General features: G+C 58.4%; 15 protein-coding genes. 8 read left to right on the top strand and 7 right to left on the bottom strand.

Annotated features, from left to right (window positions below):
- The first annotated feature begins 307 nt into the window (after positions 1-307).
- The 3 genes from hslR (at position 308) to pckA (ending at position 3495) form a co-directional block, all read left to right on the top strand.
- A complete protein-coding gene (gene hslR, locus B4M48_RS05695; RefSeq protein WP_039380949.1) occupies positions 308-709 on the top strand; it encodes a ribosome-associated heat shock protein Hsp15 in 402 nt (133 codons plus the stop codon).
- A 25-nt stretch (positions 710-734) separates the two neighbouring features.
- The gene (gene hslO, locus B4M48_RS05690; RefSeq protein WP_039380951.1) at positions 735-1607 is read left to right on the top strand and encodes an Hsp33 family molecular chaperone HslO; all 873 of its coding nucleotides are present in this window, start codon (positions 735-737) and stop codon (positions 1605-1607) included.
- Positions 1608-1875: 268 nt separating this feature from the next.
- Positions 1876-3495 carry a phosphoenolpyruvate carboxykinase (ATP) gene (gene pckA, locus B4M48_RS05685; RefSeq protein WP_039380954.1) on the top strand — a complete coding sequence of 540 codons (1620 nt, stop codon included), beginning with the start codon at positions 1876-1878 and terminating at the stop codon, positions 3493-3495.
- Positions 3496-3550: 55 nt separating this feature from the next.
- On the opposite strand, the gene envZ is transcribed toward pckA, so the two are convergent.
- The gene (envZ, locus tag B4M48_RS05680) at positions 3551-4909 is read right to left on the bottom strand and encodes a two-component system sensor histidine kinase EnvZ (protein WP_039380956.1); all 1359 of its coding nucleotides are present in this window, start codon (positions 4907-4909) and stop codon (positions 3551-3553) included.
- Positions 4906-5625, bottom strand: a complete 720-nt coding sequence (ompR, locus tag B4M48_RS05675; protein ID WP_001157751.1) for a two-component system response regulator OmpR — start codon at positions 5623-5625, stop codon at positions 4906-4908. Before ompR ends, envZ begins: the two co-directional genes overlap by 4 nt.
- A 498-nt stretch (positions 5626-6123) precedes the next feature.
- Here ompR and yjbE point away from each other — a divergent pair, with 498 nt between their 5' ends.
- On the top strand, positions 6124-6369 hold the full coding sequence (gene yjbE / locus B4M48_RS05670; protein ID WP_039380960.1) for an exopolysaccharide production protein YjbE: 246 nt from the start codon (positions 6124-6126) through the stop codon (positions 6367-6369).
- A gap of 53 nt (positions 6370-6422) precedes the next feature.
- Here yjbE and greB read toward each other — a convergent pair whose 3' ends face one another.
- A complete protein-coding gene (greB, locus tag B4M48_RS05665; protein ID WP_039380962.1) occupies positions 6423-6908 on the bottom strand; it encodes a transcription elongation factor GreB in 486 nt (161 codons plus the stop codon).
- A gap of 188 nt (positions 6909-7096) precedes the next feature.
- Here greB and B4M48_RS05660 point away from each other — a divergent pair, with 188 nt between their 5' ends.
- Complete coding sequence (locus tag B4M48_RS05660; protein WP_288656206.1) at positions 7097-9421, top strand: Tex family protein; 2325 nt, start codon at positions 7097-7099, stop codon at positions 9419-9421.
- Between the two features lie 126 nt (positions 9422-9547).
- A complete protein-coding gene (locus B4M48_RS05655; protein WP_039380965.1) occupies positions 9548-11233 on the top strand; it encodes an alpha-amylase family glycosyl hydrolase in 1686 nt (561 codons plus the stop codon).
- Here B4M48_RS05655 and bioH read toward each other — a convergent pair.
- On the bottom strand, positions 11214-11987 hold the full coding sequence (gene bioH / locus B4M48_RS05650) for a pimeloyl-ACP methyl ester esterase BioH (protein ID WP_283341323.1): 774 nt from the start codon (positions 11985-11987) through the stop codon (positions 11214-11216). The two genes, B4M48_RS05655 and bioH, sit on opposite strands and share 20 nt — an antisense overlap.
- A 35-nt stretch (positions 11988-12022) precedes the next feature.
- On the opposite strand from bioH, the gene gntX reads away from it, so the two are divergent.
- Positions 12023-12700 (top strand): DNA utilization protein GntX, encoded by a 678-nt coding sequence (gntX, locus tag B4M48_RS05645; RefSeq protein ID WP_039380970.1) that lies wholly within the window; start codon positions 12023-12025, stop codon positions 12698-12700.
- 58 nt (positions 12701-12758) lie between these two features.
- The gene (gene nfuA / locus B4M48_RS05640) at positions 12759-13334 is read left to right on the top strand and encodes a Fe-S biogenesis protein NfuA (RefSeq protein ID WP_039380973.1); all 576 of its coding nucleotides are present in this window, start codon (positions 12759-12761) and stop codon (positions 13332-13334) included.
- Positions 13335-13372: 38 nt separating this feature from the next.
- On the opposite strand, the gene malQ is transcribed toward nfuA, so the two are convergent.
- From malQ to glpG, 3 genes are all read right to left on the bottom strand, one after another.
- Positions 13373-15427, bottom strand: a complete 2055-nt coding sequence (malQ, locus tag B4M48_RS05635; RefSeq protein ID WP_039380975.1) for a 4-alpha-glucanotransferase — start codon at positions 15425-15427, stop codon at positions 13373-13375.
- 132 nt (positions 15428-15559) lie between these two features.
- Positions 15560-16318, bottom strand: coding sequence for a DeoR/GlpR family transcriptional regulator (locus B4M48_RS05630; protein WP_039380978.1), 759 nt, complete (start codon positions 16316-16318; stop codon positions 15560-15562).
- Between the two features lie 32 nt (positions 16319-16350).
- Positions 16351-17181: a rhomboid family intramembrane serine protease GlpG gene (glpG, locus tag B4M48_RS05625; RefSeq protein WP_039385660.1), complete on the bottom strand. Its 831-nt coding sequence runs from the start codon at positions 17179-17181 to the stop codon at positions 16351-16353.
- Positions 17182-17203: the final 22 nt, after the last annotated feature.

Below are 17203 nucleotides of genomic sequence, written 5' to 3'. Positions count from 1 at the left end.
CATTTTTTTGCGACGGCTGTCGGGGCCGGCATTTACGCTAAACTGATAGGGTGCGGCATCGCGTCGCACCTTGATTTATCACTTTCTGCCCATATCTCCGGGTATCTGCAGCTTTTCCTCTGCGAAGTTCGCGTCAGAGCCGGTTGCATATAGCGCGACGCGGTGATGAGAGCCCGGCCAGCGTCTGGTGCAGAGGCCCGGACGTCAGCCGCTTCCAACGCCGACTGGCCGCCACCCTTTTTCAGCGCCGCCCTGCCGGACCCGTTTACCGGTAAAGGTGAAACGCTGCGTTAAAGCAGGAGCCACAATGAAAGAGAAAATCAGCGACGGCGTACGCCTTGATAAATGGCTGTGGGCCGCGCGCTTCTATAAAACCCGCGCGCTGGCACGTGAAATGATCGAAGGCGGCAAGGTTCACTATAACGGTCAGCGCAGCAAACCCAGCAAGCTGGTTGAATCTGGCGCGGAGTTAACGCTGCGACAGGGAAACGATGAGCGGACGGTGATCGTTAACGCCATCAGCGATCAGCGCCGCCCCGCCAGCGAAGCGCAACTGATGTATAGCGAAACCGCCGCCAGCGTGGAAAAACGGGAAAAAACGGCGCTGGCGCGCAAGCTCAACGCGCTGACTATGCCACATCCGGATCGCCGGCCTGATAAAAAAGAGCGCCGCGATCTGATGAAATTTAAACTGTCGGGTGATGAATAGTTTCCACCCCTGCGAGAGAAAACTTATGTCTGTTCAAGATCAATTACACCGTTACCTGTTCGAAAACGTTGCCGTGCGCGGCGAGCTGGTCAATGTCTCCCACACCTGGCAGGACATTATCCGCAATCATGACTACGCAGAGCCGGTAAAAACGCTGCTGGGCGAGCTGCTGGTTGCGACCAGTCTGCTGACCGCCACGCTGAAATTTGACGGTGATATCACGGTGCAGCTGCAGGGTGACGGTCCGCTGACGCTGGCAGTGATCAACGGTAATAACCGTCAGGAGCTGCGTGGCGTGGCGCGCGTGAAAGAAGGTGCAGAGATTGCGCCCGGCAGCACGCTGAAAGAGATGACAGGTAACGGCTATCTGGTTATCACCATTACACCAGAAAAAGGCGAACGTTATCAGGGCGTGGTAGGTCTGGAAGCGGATACGCTGGCAGGCTGTCTGGAAGACTACTTCATGCGTTCTGAGCAGCTGCCTACCCGCCTGTTTATCCGTACTACTGAGCAGGGCGCAGCCGGTATTTTACTGCAGGTGCTGCCCGCGCAGGAGACCAGTCAGGATGATTTCAATCATCTGGCCATGCTGACGGAGACGGTGAAAGCGGAAGAGCTGATCACGCTGCCGGCAAACGATGTGCTGTGGCGTCTCTACCATCAGGAAGAAGCCACCGTTTACGATCCGCTGCCCGTTATGTTTAAGTGCACCTGCTCGCGCCAGCGCTGCGGTGAAGTGCTTAAAACGCTGCCAGAGAGCGAAGTGGATGAGATCCTCGAAGAAGATGGCAAAATCGATATGCACTGCGACTATTGCGGCACGCACTATGTTTATGACGCGGTCGATATTGCTGCCATCCGGAACGAATCTGTCAGCGACAGCGACCAGCTGCACTGATTCCGCTGCGGGCGGCCACGCCGCCCGTTTCGCGTAAAACTATACCCCCATGTTTTTTCACGGAAATTAACTAATTTTCACTAACTTTACTTTTATAAGTAGCCGATTTCTCCGCTTGTCACGTTCCAGTTCGCATTTTTAACTATCTTCACTTTCCGCTTCTGCTCAGATGTGTACACTGCGCGCGATCTGTCCTGCGCAACCGAGTGCGCCACGCGGCAGACACCCCCTAAAAATGCAATGAAGTACCGATTTAAGGAGCAGTCACATGCGCGTTAACGGCCTGACATCGCAAGACCTCGCCGACCTGGGCATCAGCGGCACTACCGAAGTGGTGTATAACCCTGACTATGACACGCTGTTTCAGGAAGAAACCCGCCCGGAGCTGGAGGGTTATGCGCGAGGCACCCTGACGCAGAGCGGCGCAATCGCCGTGGATACCGGCATTTTTACCGGCCGCTCACCGAAAGATAAATATATTGTCCGCGATGACACGACGCGCGATACGCTGTGGTGGAATGGCACCGGCAACGGTAAAAACGATAATCAGCCGCTTTCGCAGGAGACCTGGCAGGCGCTGAAGGATCGCTGTACCCAGCAGCTTTCAGGCAAACGCCTGTTTGTGGTGGATGCCTTTTGCGGTGCCAATCCTGACTCCCGCCTGAGCGTACGCTTTGTGATGGAAGTGGCCTGGCAGGCACACTTTGTGAAAAACATGTTTATCCGCCCGAGCGATGAAGAGCTGGCCAGCTTCACGCCTGATTTTGTGGTGATGAACGCGGCGCAGTGTACCAATCCGGACTGGCAGGCGCAGGGGCTGAACTCAGAAAATTTTGTTGCATTTAACCTGACAGAACGCATGCAGCTGATTGGCGGTACCTGGTACGGCGGCGAAATGAAGAAGGGCCTCTTCGCCATCATGAACTATCTGCTGCCGCTGAAAGGCATCGCCTCCATGCACTGCTCCGCAAATGTGGGTAAAGCGGGCGACGTGGCCGTGTTCTTTGGCCTCTCCGGCACCGGTAAGACCACGCTCTCCACCGATCCTGAGCGGCAGCTGATTGGCGATGATGAGCACGGCTGGGATGACGACGGCGTCTTCAATTTTGAAGGCGGCTGCTATGCAAAAACCATCAACCTGTCTGAACAGGCAGAGCCGGAAATCTATCGCGCTATCCGCCGCGATGCGCTGCTGGAAAACGTGGTGGTGCGTGCCGACGGCAGCGTGGATTACGCCGATGGCAGCAAAACAGAAAACACCCGCGTCTCCTATCCGATCAATCACATTGAAAACATTGTGCAGCCGGTTTCCAAAGCGGGTCATGCGAAAAAGGTCATTTTCCTTACGGCTGATGCGTTTGGCGTGCTGCCGCCGGTTTCGCGGCTGACGCCAGAGCAGACGCAGTATCACTTCCTTTCCGGCTTCACAGCCAAGCTGGCCGGCACTGAACGCGGCGTCACGCAGCCAACGCCAACCTTCTCTGCCTGCTTTGGCGCCGCATTTCTGACCCTGCATCCGACGCAATATGCTGAAGTGCTGGTTAAGCGCATGGAAGCGGCGGGCGCGCAGGCTTATCTGGTTAACACCGGCTGGAACGGCAGCGGCAAGCGCAACTCACTGAAAGATACCCGGGCGATTATCAACGCGATTCTGGCAGGCGAGCTGGATAACGCCGCGACCGTGACCCTGCCGGTGTTCAATCTGCAGATCCCGACGCAGCTGGCCGGGGTGGACGCCGCCACGCTGGATCCGCGCCGCAGCTGGCAGAGCGAAGCGGAGTGGCAGCAGGCCGCGCAGGATCTGGCACAGCGTTTTATTACTAACTTTGAGAAGTATACCGACAACGACGCGGGTAAAGCGCTGGTACAGGCGGGTCCACAGCTGTAAGCACGGCTGAACCACTGCAGCGGGCGGCATCACTGCCGCCCTTTTTTCTGTCTGCTCAGGTGCTGTGCGCGACGCTGGCCAGCGCGGTGCTGTTTTCCGGCATCGGCAGCCAGGCGCGGATACGTAATCCGCCGCGCTCGCTGGCACCAATCTCCAGCGATCCTTCATGCGCATCGATTATGCGCTGCACAATCGCCAGCCCCAGCCCGGTGCCGCTGGTACTGCGGGCGCTGTCGCCGCGCACAAACGGCTGAAACAGATGCTGCAGCTGATCGGGTTTAATACCGGGACCATCATCATCAACCTGGAACCAGGCGCGGTTAAGCTCCTGGCCGCTGCTGACTTTGATCCAGCCGTTACCATAACGCGCAGCATTTACCACCAGATTTGCCACCGCGCGTTTAATCGAGAGCGGATTGATATTCAGCATCAGCTCATCGGTCATCACCGCATTCTCAATCTCGCGTTCATAGCCGCTCTCGGCCGCGACCACTTCTCCCAGCACGCTATTGAGATCGGCCCGCTCGGTCTGCATCTCCTGACCCGTACGCAGATAATCGATGAACTGCTCAATGATAGCGTTGCACTCTTCGATATCTTTATTAATTGACTCCGCCAGATAGCCATCCTGCTCACCCATCATCTCGGTCGCCAGACGGATGCGCGTCAGCGGCGTGCGCAGATCGTGACTGACGCCCGCCATCAGCAGGGTGCGATCGTCAGCCAGCTGCTTGACGCCAGCCGCCATCTGATTGAAGGCGCGCGTCACTGAACGCACTTCAGAGGCCCCGTATTCACGCAGCGGCGGCGGAATAATGCCTTTACCCACCTGCAGTGCCGCGTGCTCCAGATCCACCAGCGGCCGGTTTTGCATCCGGATAAACAGCCAGGCTCCGCCAATCGCCAGCAGCATGATTGCCAGCGTGTAGCGGAACAGCGGCGAGAAGTCGCCCTGATGAATTTCCGTCAGCGGCACCCGCACCCAGATATCGGGCGAAAGCCAGGTTTTCAGCCAGACAACCGGCGAGTTTTTATTGACCTCGACGCGCACATCGGTCGGGCCGCCCAGCTGCTGCGCCATCTGCTCACTCAGAAACTCATAGTGCTGCGCCCAGCGCAGCCCGCTCTCTTCTGCCGCCGCGTTGGTATAAAGCGAAATCCCCAGCTCGCGGTAAATTTCGCGCCGGAAGGCGGGTGGCACTTCCAGCTGTGTCCCATCTTCCAGCTGCAGCCGATCGGTCATCAGCATACGCACTTCATAGGCCAGCACCTTATTAAACTGCTGCAGGCTGGGAAGAATAGCGAAGTTCAGCACCACCAGATACGTCGTTACCAGGCTGACAAACAGCAGGGTAACGATCAGCAGCAGGGTGCGGGCAAAGGAGCTGCGGGGCGAGAAGCGCAGTCGCCTCATGCTTTACTGCCGTCCGGCACAAAAACGTAGCCCAGACCCCAGACGGTCTGGATATAGCGCGGATGCGCGGGATCTTCTTCCACCATGCGGCGCAGGCGCGAAATCTGCACGTCGATTGAGCGTTCCATGGCGCTGTATTCACGTCCGCGCGCCAGGTTCATCAGCTTGTCACGCGAAAGCGGCTCACGCGGATGACTTACCAGCGCTTTCAGCACGGCAAATTCACCGCTGGTGAGCGGCATAGGCTCATCTTCACGGAACATTTCACGCGTGCCGAGGTTCAGTTTGAATTTGCCGAAGGCGATAACCGCCTCTTCCTGTGAAGGCGCACCCGGCAGCTCGTTGGCCTGACGACGCAGCACCGCGCGGATCCGCGCCAGCAGTTCACGCGGGTTAAACGGTTTGGGAATATAGTCATCCGCCCCGATTTCCAGCCCGACAATGCGGTCAACCTCTTCACCCTTAGCTGTCACCATGATAATCGGCATCGGGTTACTCTGGCTGCGCAGACGGCGACAGATAGAGAGGCCATCTTCGCCTGGCAGCATTAAATCCAGCACCATCAGATGAAACGATTCACGCGTCAGCAGGCGATCCATCTGTTCAGCATTAGCGACACTGCGCACCTGAAAGCCCTGTTCGGTGAGATAGCGTTCCAGCAGCGCGCGCAGACGCATATCGTCATCAACGACCAGAATTTTGTAGTTCTCTTGCATGTTCAACTCCCAAAGGCGCCATTGCCTGAAGCAATATTGTGAGGATAAGGGACCTGTCTGTGACAGATATTTATGGTTTATATTCTAAGCGAAATTGTTACAAAGCATATTAAACAGGAGCTTATATTTAATTTCTTGCCTGAAATGCGGCTCCGCTCCCGCTTTTGCCACCCGATTTTACCCTGATTAGCGCTTGTCTGAAAAAACGGCACTTTTTCTCACTGCGCGTGGCTCGACCGCACTTTTCCCGCTCTGCCAGAGCCTGCCCTGCGCTTTCACATCAATTCAGCGGGATAGCAGACCGCCGGCAGCACAAAACTGCGCAGATTCTGGTTAGCGCCTCATAACGCTCTAGGAAGAGTGCCAGCGGCGGCACAATCCAAGACCATTTATAAATAAAGACAGTTAAATCAGCGAGTAAACACCACTTTCGCCCGGCCCGATGATCTCCGACACTTCTGCTGTATCGACCCGATCGGTGTCATGTGGAGAAGAAAAATGAAAAAAGTTGTTCTGCTGAGCGCGCTGGTTCTCTCCAGCCTTACCCAGGTTCAGGCGGCAACGTCAGTCGGTGAAGCCGCCGGTGCGCAGGCGTCAACGACAGCAAAAGGCAACTCGGATGCAATTGGCGTGGGCGCAGTAGCAGCACTGCTGGGCGTGGCGCTGGCTACCATGGGCGGTGGCGGTGGCGATGGCAATGGCAGCAGCACCTCAACCACTACCGCAACGGTGCCGGGCAAGTAAGCGCTATACCGGGACTGCGCTGCCTGTGGCTCACCACGCGCAGTGCAGTTCACTTACGCCTTGTCGTGATAGGTAATCTGATTCACAAACCAGATCTTTTGTCCTTCAGGCGTGTTAACGGTGACCTCATCATCGACCTCTTTTTTGATCAGCGCCCGCGCCATAGGTGAATCGATCGAGATGTACTCTTTCACATTATCGCCATAGATTTCATCTGGTCCGACGATGCGAAAACGCTTTTGTTCCCCCTGCTCATTCTCCACTTCTACCCACGCGCCGAAAAAGACTTTGCCCTCCTGCTGCGGGGCGTAATCAACAATTTTCAGCTCAGCGAGGCATTTGCGCAGGTAGCGTACCCGCCGGTCAATCTGCCGCAGCAGCCGTTTATTGTAGGTATAGTCCGCGTTTTCTGACCGATCGCCGAGGCTGGCGGCCCAGGAGACGATACGGGTGATCTCCGGACGCTTCTCATTCCACAGATGATCGTGCTCGGCGCGCAGCTTGTTGTAGCCTTCGCGGGTAATCAGTTGAGTTTTCATTACATCGGCTCATTTATGTCAGTTTTGCAGGTCGCCAGCTGCGTACAATAAGCGACGCTGCCGCAGGCAGCAAGATGCGGGCGCGATTCAGAAAAAGATGGATTGCCGCCCGGCTGGCTGGCAATTTACGCCCTCAGTCCGTATAACTGTCCCCTGTTTTTAACCCCGGATAAGCAAGATCGTTACTGATGATGAAAGATTCGCTGAGCCAGATTATCGCAGGTGAGCTGCAGGCACGCGCCGAACAGGTTGATGCCGCCGTACGCCTGCTGGATGAAGGGAATACCGTCCCCTTTATTGCACGTTACCGTAAGGAAGTCACCGGCGGGCTGGATGATACCCAGCTGCGCGCGCTGGAGAGCCGCCTGAGCTATCTGCGCGAGCTGGACGATCGCCGCCAGTCGATTCTGAAATCGATTGACGATCAGGGCAAACTCTCGCCGGAACTGGCGCAGGCTATCAACAGCACGCTGAGTAAAACCGAGCTGGAAGATCTCTATCTGCCTTACAAGCAGAAGCGCCGTACGCGTGGCCAGATCGCCATTGAAGCGGGCCTCGAACCGCTGTCTGACACATTGTGGAACGATCCCTCGCAGCAGCCGGAAGCGGTAGCTGCAGGCTTTGTGGATGCGGATAAAGGCGTGGCGGATACGCGCGCCGCGCTCGATGGCGCACGCTATATCCTGATGGAGCGGTTTGCCGAAGACGCCGCGCTGCTGGCAAAAGTGCGCGACTATCTGTGGAAAAACGCCCATCTGGTAGCACGTGTCGTTGAGGGCAAAGAAGAGGCGGGCGCTAAATTCCGCGACTATTTTGATCATCACGAAGCGCTGAGCAGCGTGCCTTCGCACCGCGCACTGGCGATGTTTCGCGGCCGCAACGAAGGCGTACTGCAGCTGTCGCTGAATGCCGATCCGCAGTCTGAAGAGGCGCCGCGTGAAAGCTATGGCGAAACGCTGATTGCCGATCACCTGGGTCTGCGCCTGAATAATGCGCCGGCTGACAGCTGGCGTAAAGCGGTGGTGAGCTGGACATGGCGCATCAAGGTGCTGCTGCATCTCGAAACCGAACTGATGGGCACCATCCGTGAACGGGCCGAAGATGAAGCGATTAACGTCTTTGCCCGCAATCTGCACGATCTGCTGATGGCCGCTCCGGCCGGTATGCGCGCCACAATGGGGCTTGACCCTGGCCTGCGCACCGGTGTGAAGGTTGCCGTAGTTGATGCGACCGGCAAACTGGTGGCCACTGATACGGTCTACCCGCACACCGGTCAGGCGGCGAAAGCGGCGGCGGCCGTCGCGGCGCTCTGTATAAAGCATCAGGTTGAGCTGGTGGCGATTGGTAACGGCACCGCTTCGCGCGAAACCGAGCGCTTTTTCCTCGATGTGCAGAAACAGTTTCCGCAGGTCAGCGCACAAAAAGTGATCGTCAGTGAAGCGGGCGCCTCCGTCTACTCCGCTTCGGAACTGGCGGCGCTGGAGTTTCCTGACCTCGACGTATCGTTGCGCGGTGCGGTCTCTATTGCCCGTCGCCTGCAGGATCCGCTGGCCGAGCTGGTCAAAATTGACCCTAAATCGATTGGTGTGGGCCAGTATCAGCATGATGTCAGTCAGAGTCAGCTGGCGAAAAAGCTGGATGCCGTGGTTGAAGATTGCGTTAACGCCGTTGGCGTCGATCTCAACACCGCCTCGGTCGCCCTGCTTACGCGCGTAGCGGGTCTGACGCGCATGATGGCGCAGAATATTGTGGGCTGGCGTGATGAAAACGGACGTTTTCAGAACCGTCAGCAGCTGCTGAAAGTGAGCCGCCTCGGACCAAAAGCGTTTGAACAGTGCGCCGGCTTTCTGCGCATCAATCACGGTGACAATCCGCTGGATGCCTCTACGGTGCATCCGGAAGCGTATCCGCTGGTGGAGCGTATTCTCTCTGCCACTGAGCAGGCGCTGGATGCGCTGATGGGAAATCCCGGCAGCCTGCGCAATCTGAACGCGCGCGACTTTACCGATGAACGCTTTGGTCTGCCTACCGTGACCGATATCATCAAAGAGCTGGAAAAGCCGGGCCGCGATCCGCGTCCTGAGTTCAAAACCGCGCAGTTTGCCGAAGGCGTGGAAACCATGAACGATCTGCTGCCCGGCATGATTCTGGAAGGCGCCGTGACCAACGTGACTAACTTTGGTGCCTTTGTGGATATCGGCGTGCATCAGGATGGACTGGTGCATATCTCCTCTCTCTCCGATCGCTTCGTGGAAGATCCGCATCAGGTGGTGAAAGCAGGCGATATCGTGAAGGTCAAAGTCATGGAAGTGGATCTGCAGCGTAAACGTATTGCGCTCACTATGCGTCTGGATGAACAGCCGGGTGAGAGCAATGCACGCAGCGGTAGCCGACCTGCTGCCAGAGAACCGGCGCGCGCCGCAAATCCGGCCAAAGGGCGCGGCAAGACTGCGCCTGCAGGCAACAGTGCCATGGGTGATGCGCTGGCTGCGGCTTTTGGTAAAAAGCGCTGATTTCAGCCTGCTAATCTGCCTGCAGCCGGCAAATGGCTGCAGGTAACAGGTTGCGAAATTGTCCCGTCAGGCTACGCTGAAAAAATCTGTGTGATCCACTGACCTTCCGCGTGGCCTGACAATCTGATGGATAAAATCAACGCCCTGCTCGATGAGATCTATGAAGGAGACCTGCCCGCCATCGCGCGCGAGCGTCTGCTGTCACATATTCGCGCCGCGCGCGACAGCGTGAAAATGCCACGCAAAGCGCACTGGGATGAGAAAGATGTGGTGCTCATCACCTACGCCGATCAGTTTCGTGAGCCGGAGCAGCCCACCCTCGCCAGCTTTACACGCTTTTATCAGCAGCACCTGCAGTCTGCTTTTAACCTGGTGCACCTGCTGCCATTCTTTCCCTACTCGTCCGATGATGGCTTTTCGGTTATCGACTACCACAAAGTCAATCCGATCTGCGGTGACTGGCAGCAGATTGCGGCGCTGCACAGCCAGACGCGGCTGATGTTCGACTTTGTCTGCAACCATATCTCGGCGCACAGCGCCTGGTTTCGTCACTATCTGGCGCAGGACCCGGGCTGGGATGATTTTTTTATCAGTATGCCGCCGGCCACCGATCTCAGCGCCGTGACCCGCCCGCGCACTTCGCCGCTGCTTACGCCTTTTACCCTGGCCGACGGCAGCACGCGCTATATCTGGACCACCTTCAGCGCCGATCAGATCGATCTTAACTTCGCCAGCCCGGATGTGCTGATCCGTATGATCGGCGTGCTGCTCGACTACCTGAAAAAAGGTGCGGATTATGTGCGGCTGGATGCGGTTGGCTATATGTGGAAAACGCCGGGCACGCGCTGCATTCACCTGCATAAAACCCATTTGCTGGTGAAGCTGTTCCGCGCCGTCGCCGATGTTGTTGCGCCGGGCACGGTGATCATCACGGAAACCAACGTGCCGCACCAGGATAACATCAGCTATTTTGGCCGCGGGGATGATGAAGCGCAGATGGTATATCAGTTTTCTCTGCCGCCGCTGGTGCTGCAGGCGATCCATGCCGGTTCAGCGCGCGCGCTGCGTCAGTGGGCCGCCTCGCTGACGCCCGGCAGCGGCAGCACCACCTTTTTTAACTTTCTCGCCTCGCATGACGGTATCGGCCTGAATCCGGCGCGTGGCATTCTGTCAGAGCCTGAAATTGTTGCCCTGGTGCGTGAGCTGGCGCTGGAAGGCGCGCTGGTGTCATATAAAAACAACCCCGACGGCACCACCAGCCCCTATGAAATCAACGTTACCTATCTCGATGCGCTTAACCATCAGACCGATGATGATGAGACGCGCCTGCGCCGTTTCCTGCTGGCGCACGCCATTCTGCTGGCGTTTCCGGGCGTGCCCGCGATTTATATTCAGAGCATCCTCGGCTCGCGTAACGATAACGAAGGGGTGCGCGCTGCCGGCCACAACCGCGCCATCAATCGCGAAAAATATAGCCTGCGTGAAATGGAGCAGTGGATCAGCGGCGGCGACTGGCTGCGTCAGCAGGTGTTTGAACGGCTGAGTGCGCTGATCCAGCTGCGCACCCGCCAGCCCGCTTTTCATCCCGATAACGCCATGACTCTGCTGGAGAGCGACAATGCAGTCCTGCTGTTTCGCCGCCACGCGCCAGATGAAGAGGGGCTGCTGTGCCTGTTTAACCTGAGCAGCCGTGAAATTACCGCCACGCTGCCGCAGGCGCGCCACTACCAGGATATCGTCAGCGGACAAAAGGTGGACGGCAGCGCGCCGGTGACGCTCGCTGCCTGGCAGTTTATGTGGCTGCGTGGATAAACTGCGTCACGTGCCCGCAGAACGCTTCAGGGTGTGAGATGAACGGCGCATGCGCTGCCTTTTCCATGACCACTGACGGGGAGCCGGGCCAGCGCGCATCCAGCTCGGCGGCAATACGTCGCGGTACCAGCCCATCCAGCGCCCCATAGAGGCGCAGAAACGGCACGCTGAGAGTGTCCAGCGCCGGGCGCAAATCGCTCTGCCGCAGAATCTCCAGCCCGCTCTGCAGCGCCGCAACTGACGGCATCGGCTGCAACAGCACCACCTCTTTCAGCTGACGCGCATCCTGACGCGCATTTTCTGTCCCCATGGTCTGTAATGCCAGAAAGCGCTCAACGGTGCGCCGGAAATCGTCACTGAGCTGCTGCTGAAAACCGGTCAGGGTGTCGGGCTTAATCCCCGGCCACTCCGCCTGCGCGGTAAAACAGGGCGAGGAGGCTACGCTGATCAATGCAGAAACGCGCGCCGGCTGCAGCAGCGCCAGCTGGCTGGCAACCAGCCCGCCCAGTGACCAGCCCAGCAGCGTGGCGCGTTCAGGAAGCTGCGGCAGCAGCTGTTGCGCCATCTGCATCAGCGTCAGCGGACCGGCCGCTGCGCTGCGGCCAAACCCGGGCAGATCCACCAGATGCAGGCGAAAATGGGGGCTGAGTCGTGGAACAATGTGTTGCCACACTTCGGCATTCAGTCCCCAGCCGTGCAGCAGCACAAGATCGCGATCGCCCGCGCCCGTGGTGTGCCAGTAAAGCGAACTCATCGGTTATACTCCCGAAAAGTGAAAAAGAGGTCGCTATGCTATCAACCCCGGCCCGCTGCTGGCTATGCCATCTTCCGCTGCAGATTGCACACCACGGCTTGTGCACTCTCTGTCTGCATCAGCTGCCGCTCCTGCCGGCGCTCTGCCCCTGCTGCGGCCTGCCAGCCACTGCAGCGCAGCGCTGCGGTCGCTGCCTGCGTCAGCCGCCGCCGTGGCATCGCTTAACCTGCGTCAGCGATTACACTCCGCCGCTGAGTGACTGGGTACAGCAGCTGAAATTTTCCGGCGCGATCGCACTCAGGGTGATGCTGGCGCGGCTGCTTTTGTTAAAATTGTTAACAACGCGCCGGAATGAACCCGCTACGGCGTTCGATCTGGTGCTGAGCGTGCCGCTGCATCATCAGCGCGCCTGGCAGCGCGGCTTTAATCAGTCAGCGCTGCTTGCGCAGCCGCTCGCACGCTGGCTGAGGTGTGAGTATCGTGAAGGTGTCAGCCGGATACGTCGCGGCAGCACCCAGCATCAGCTTAATGCCCGCGCGCGCCGTCATAATCTGCGCAGCGCGTTCCGCCTTGAAATGCCGGTGCAGGATCGCCATATCCTGCTGATTGATGATGTGGTCACCACCGGCAGCACCGTAGCGGAGATCAGCCGCCTGCTGCAGGCTGAGGGCGCCGCCAGCATCCATATTGGCTGCCTGTGCCGTACCTTGTAGAGCGTCGGTGTTGGGCGTATTATAACCAGGTAATTTAGTCAACTATTGAGCAATCGCCATGATCCGTATTACTGATACTGCGCAAGAGCATTTCGCAAAACTGCTGTCAAAACAGGAAGATGGCACCCAGATCCGCGTATTCGTTATTAACCCGGGTACGCCAACCGCCGAGTGCGGCGTCTCCTACTGCCCGCCTGACGCGGTAGAAGCAACGGATACCGAACTGAAGTTCGATAAACTCTCTGCCTATGTGGATGAGCTGAGCGCACCCTATCTTGAAGATGCAGAGATTGACTTCGTTACGGATAATCTCGGCTCTCAGCTGACCCTGAAAGCGCCAAACGCGAAAATGCGTAAAGTCTCTGACGATGCGCCGATGGCAGAGCGGGTCGAATATCTGCTGCAGGCGCAGATCAATCCGCAGCTGGCCAGCCACGGTGGCCGCGTGTCGCTGATGGAGATCACCGATGATGGCATCGCCGTGCTGCAGTTTGGCGGCGGCTGTAACGGCTGCTCGATGATTGATGTCACGCTGAAAGATGGCATTGAGAAAGAGCTGCTGGCTGCCTTCCCGGAGCTGAAAGGGGTTCGCGATCTCACTGAACACCAGCGCGGCGAACACTCCTACTACTGATAGTTTATGCGGCAGCGCCCTGCGCTGCCGCGGTTTTACTACGCTTTACGCGCCTCGCTTACCGTTTTCAGCAGTTTCTTCACGCCCTTATCCGCAAACGCCTCTTCCAGCGTAAAGCTCCACTTGCGTCGCCAGTTAGGATACTCATCTGTTGTGCCCGGCACGTTAACCGGCGTTGTCATGCCCATCCAGTCCTCCGGCTGCAGGCCCAGCAGCGTGCTGCGGGTAAGCGCCAGAAAGCGATGGATAGCCTGATTAAAGGCTGGCGTCAGCGCCTGTTTTTCCGCCTGCTTTGCACTGCGCGCCGGCATGGCCCCGGCCTGATGCAGCGCATCCAGCAGCGCCTGTTTCTGTTCCACGCGCTGCGCCTGCAGCGACTGCAGCGTACTGCCTTTATACATACCCAGCTTCTCGCCCAGTGCCAGATCCTCCGCCTGCCAGAAGCCGCTCAGCGTCGGCAGATCGTGCGTGCTGGCACTGGCGATGGACTGCGGCGGATAGCTGTCGGGCAGGCGATAGCGCCCCTCTTTTTCCTGCTCGAAGAACAGTACTTTCCAGGAGAAAACCCCGCTGTCGCGCAGCAGTTTGACAATTTCCTGCGGCACGGTGCCGAGATCTTCGCCAATCACCATGCAGCGCATCCGCTGGCTCTCCAGCGCCAGAACCGCCAGCAGATCCTCTACCGGATAGGAGACGTAGGCGCCTTTATCCGCACCTTCCCCATGCGGGATCCACCACAGTCGCAGCAGCGACATCACATGGTCGATGCGCAGCGCGCCGCAGTCGCGCATATTCGCGCGCAGCAGGTCGATAAACGGCTGATAGCCACGCGCGCGCAGCACGTGCGGATCGAGCGGCGGCAGCCCCCAGTTTTGTCCCAGCGGTCCCAGCGGATCGGGCGGCGCGCCGACCGAAGCGCCAAGTTTATATAGCTGCGGATCCTGCCAGGTTTCGGCACTATGTTCAGCCACACCTACCGCCAGGTCGCGGTAAAGCCCCACCGCCATACCCAGCTCCTGACTGCGCTGCCAGCAGTCACTGAACTGCTGATGCGCCAGCCACTGCAGCCAGCTCCAGAAGCCAATCTCCTCTTCATGCTGCGCGCACCAGGCCTGGACTTCCGGCTGCGCGGCACTGCGTAAACCCTCCGGCCAGGTTTCCCAGCCCCACCCCTGCTCATCCTGCCCGCTGCGCTCAGCCAGAATGCCATCAAACGCGGCCTGATAACGCAACGCGTCGCCGCCCGCCGTCAGAAACGCCTGGTAATCCGCTTCCTCTGCCGCCTGCGGCTGATACTGCTGCCAGGCCAGACGCAGCGCCTCCAGCTTGAGTGCCGCCACTGCCGCATAGTCAACTGCCTCCACCGCGCGCGCCTTCTCCAGCGCCTTGCGGGTTTTCGCACTCTTCCACCAGCGCTGTGCCGCGGCGCTTTGCTGAAATGCTGCCACCTGGCTGACGTCAATATAGAGAATATTCAGCCAGCGGCGCGACGCCGGGCTGTAGGGGCTGGCGAGATCGGGCTGAGCCGGATAGAGCGCATGCAGCGGGTTAAGGCCAATAAAGTCGCCGCCGTGCGCCGCTACCTGCTCCAGCATCCGTTTTAAATCGCCAAAGTCACCGATACCCCAGTTCTGCTCTGAGCGCAGCGTATAGAGCTGCACCAGCGCACCCCAGCGTTTTTCTCCCTGTGCCAGCGGTTCAGGCAGGTAGCAGCGACGCGGCGCAATAATCAGGCGCGACTGCCACTCCTGACGCCCTTTACGCAGGCTGAGCTGATGATAGCCCTGCGTCAGACGCGGCGGCAGCGTCAGCATCTCGCCACCCTGTACCGTGCCGCTGTGGCTTTTGCCCTGCTCAGTGGTCAGCTGCCAGGTAAATTCACCTTTGCCACCCACCGCAAGCTCGCGCCGGGCGCGTGCCACAAAGACCTGCACCGGCGGCACCGGCGGCGCTTTACCTGCCGGCGCCTCCATTACCGCCAGCAGCGCCTCTTTGGTCTCATCGCTGATGGTTTCCTTTTCCCCTCTGGCATTCACAAAACGCAAGGCAATTCCCGCCGCTTCTGCGGCCTGATCCAGTTTATTGAGAGACATCAACGCTCCTTTCGCGTCCGGGCTGGCGGATAGAGATCAAAAGGATAAGTAAAGTCGCGCCTGGTGAAAAAAGCGACCGGATCGGAAGGGAGAGGGAAAAAATAGCTGCCGGGCGCGTGGCCCGGCGCAGGATCAGCAGAGTTCGAGATGGACCTCATGCTGCTCAATCACTTTAAGCACGCTGGCGGGAGGCTTCTGATCGGTAAACATGTAATCAATCAGTCCCATATTGCCCAGATTGACCATAGCGTTACGCCCGAACTTTGAGTGATCCACAACCAGCATTACGCAGCGCGAATTGTCGATGATGGCTCGTTTGGTCCGGACTTCATGGTAGTCAAACTCCAGCAGCGAGCCATCCATATCGATGCCGCTGATACCGAGAATGCCGTAGTCGAGGCGGAACTGCGAGATAAAGTCGAGCGTGGCTTCGCCCATGATCCCGCCGTCACGCGTGCGCACTTCTCCGCCGGCGATGATCACCCGGAAATCGGGCTTGCCCATCAGCAGAATGGCAACGTTAAGGTTGTTCGTGACAATCCGCAGATCGTTATGGTTCAGCAGCGCATGGGCAACCGCTTCGGGTGTAGTACCGATATCAATAAACAGCGTTGCGCCATCCGGGATCTGACTGGCCACGCGTGCGGCGATGCGTGCCTTTTCTGCCGACCACATCATTTTACGATCCTGCCAGGCGGTATTTTCCGAACTGGAGGGCAGCGCCGCGCCGCCGTGATGGCGCTGAATTTTATTCTGATCGGCCAGATCGTTTAAATCCCGGCGGATGGTCTGCGGACTGACCGCAAAATGCTCAACCAGCTCTTCCGTACTGACATACCCCTGACGCCGGACCAGATCGATAATGGCGTCATGACGTTGCGTCTGCTTCACATCTCTCTCCTCGGCTTGCAGCCGTGTTCTTTTTATCTCTGATGACGGGCAGCGTGGCGCGTATCCACAAACGCCATAGCCAGCCCGACCAGCAGGCCGGTCACGTGCGCGGCATTAGCAATTGCCAGACCAAATGCGCCGTACCAGCCAATTACCAGCCATACAATAGCGAAACCAATCAGTCCGCGCTCCAGATAAATACCGCTTTCGGGATCGCGCTCGCCGCGCAGCCAGCAATAGCCCATCAGCGCATAGACCACACCCGAAAGACCGCCAAACAGCACGCCGCTGAATTTGGCCTGCATCCAGCCGCTGAGCAGCGCAGAGATCAGCATAATCACAAACAGCTTGCCGCTGCCGAGTCGCTTCTCGACCGCTCCGCCGAGATACCACCACCACATCAGGTTAAACAGGATATGCAGCAACGAAAAGTGCAGCAGCGCATGGCTGAACCAGCGCCAGACCTGAAAATATTGCGAGGCGTCAGCCGGCCAGCCCAGCCAGGCCAGCGCGACATCATCACCCGCAATCTGCATCAGAATAAACACTGCGACGCAGAGCGCCATCACCGAAAGCGTCAGCGGTCCGGCGCGTTCGCGAATCGTGGCCCAGACGTTGCTGCGCTCATAGTGCAGCCCGCTGCGGGTGCTGCCGCTGCGCCAGCTGGCCGCCTGATAGCGCGGGTGATTAGGGTCGCGAACGAATTGCGCAAGTTCGTTTTCGACCATCTGCAGCTGGCTCTCATCATCCAGCACGATCACAAAGTGACTTTCCTGCTCTATGCGCAGCGTCACACCGCGCGTCGCCATATAATCCACAAACGCCTGCGCGGTGCGGGCGTGGCTGAACCGGGTAATACGCATCATGCTGCGCTCTCCTTAAGGT

Origin of the sequence: Pantoea sp. UBA6567 (assembly GCF_002434165.1) — a bacterium.
In the GTDB taxonomy this organism is placed as follows: domain Bacteria; phylum Pseudomonadota; class Gammaproteobacteria; order Enterobacterales; family Enterobacteriaceae; genus Pantoea; species Pantoea eucrina.
Note: the sequence above shows the minus strand (reverse complement) of the source record. Positions and strands in the feature narration are given on the sequence as shown.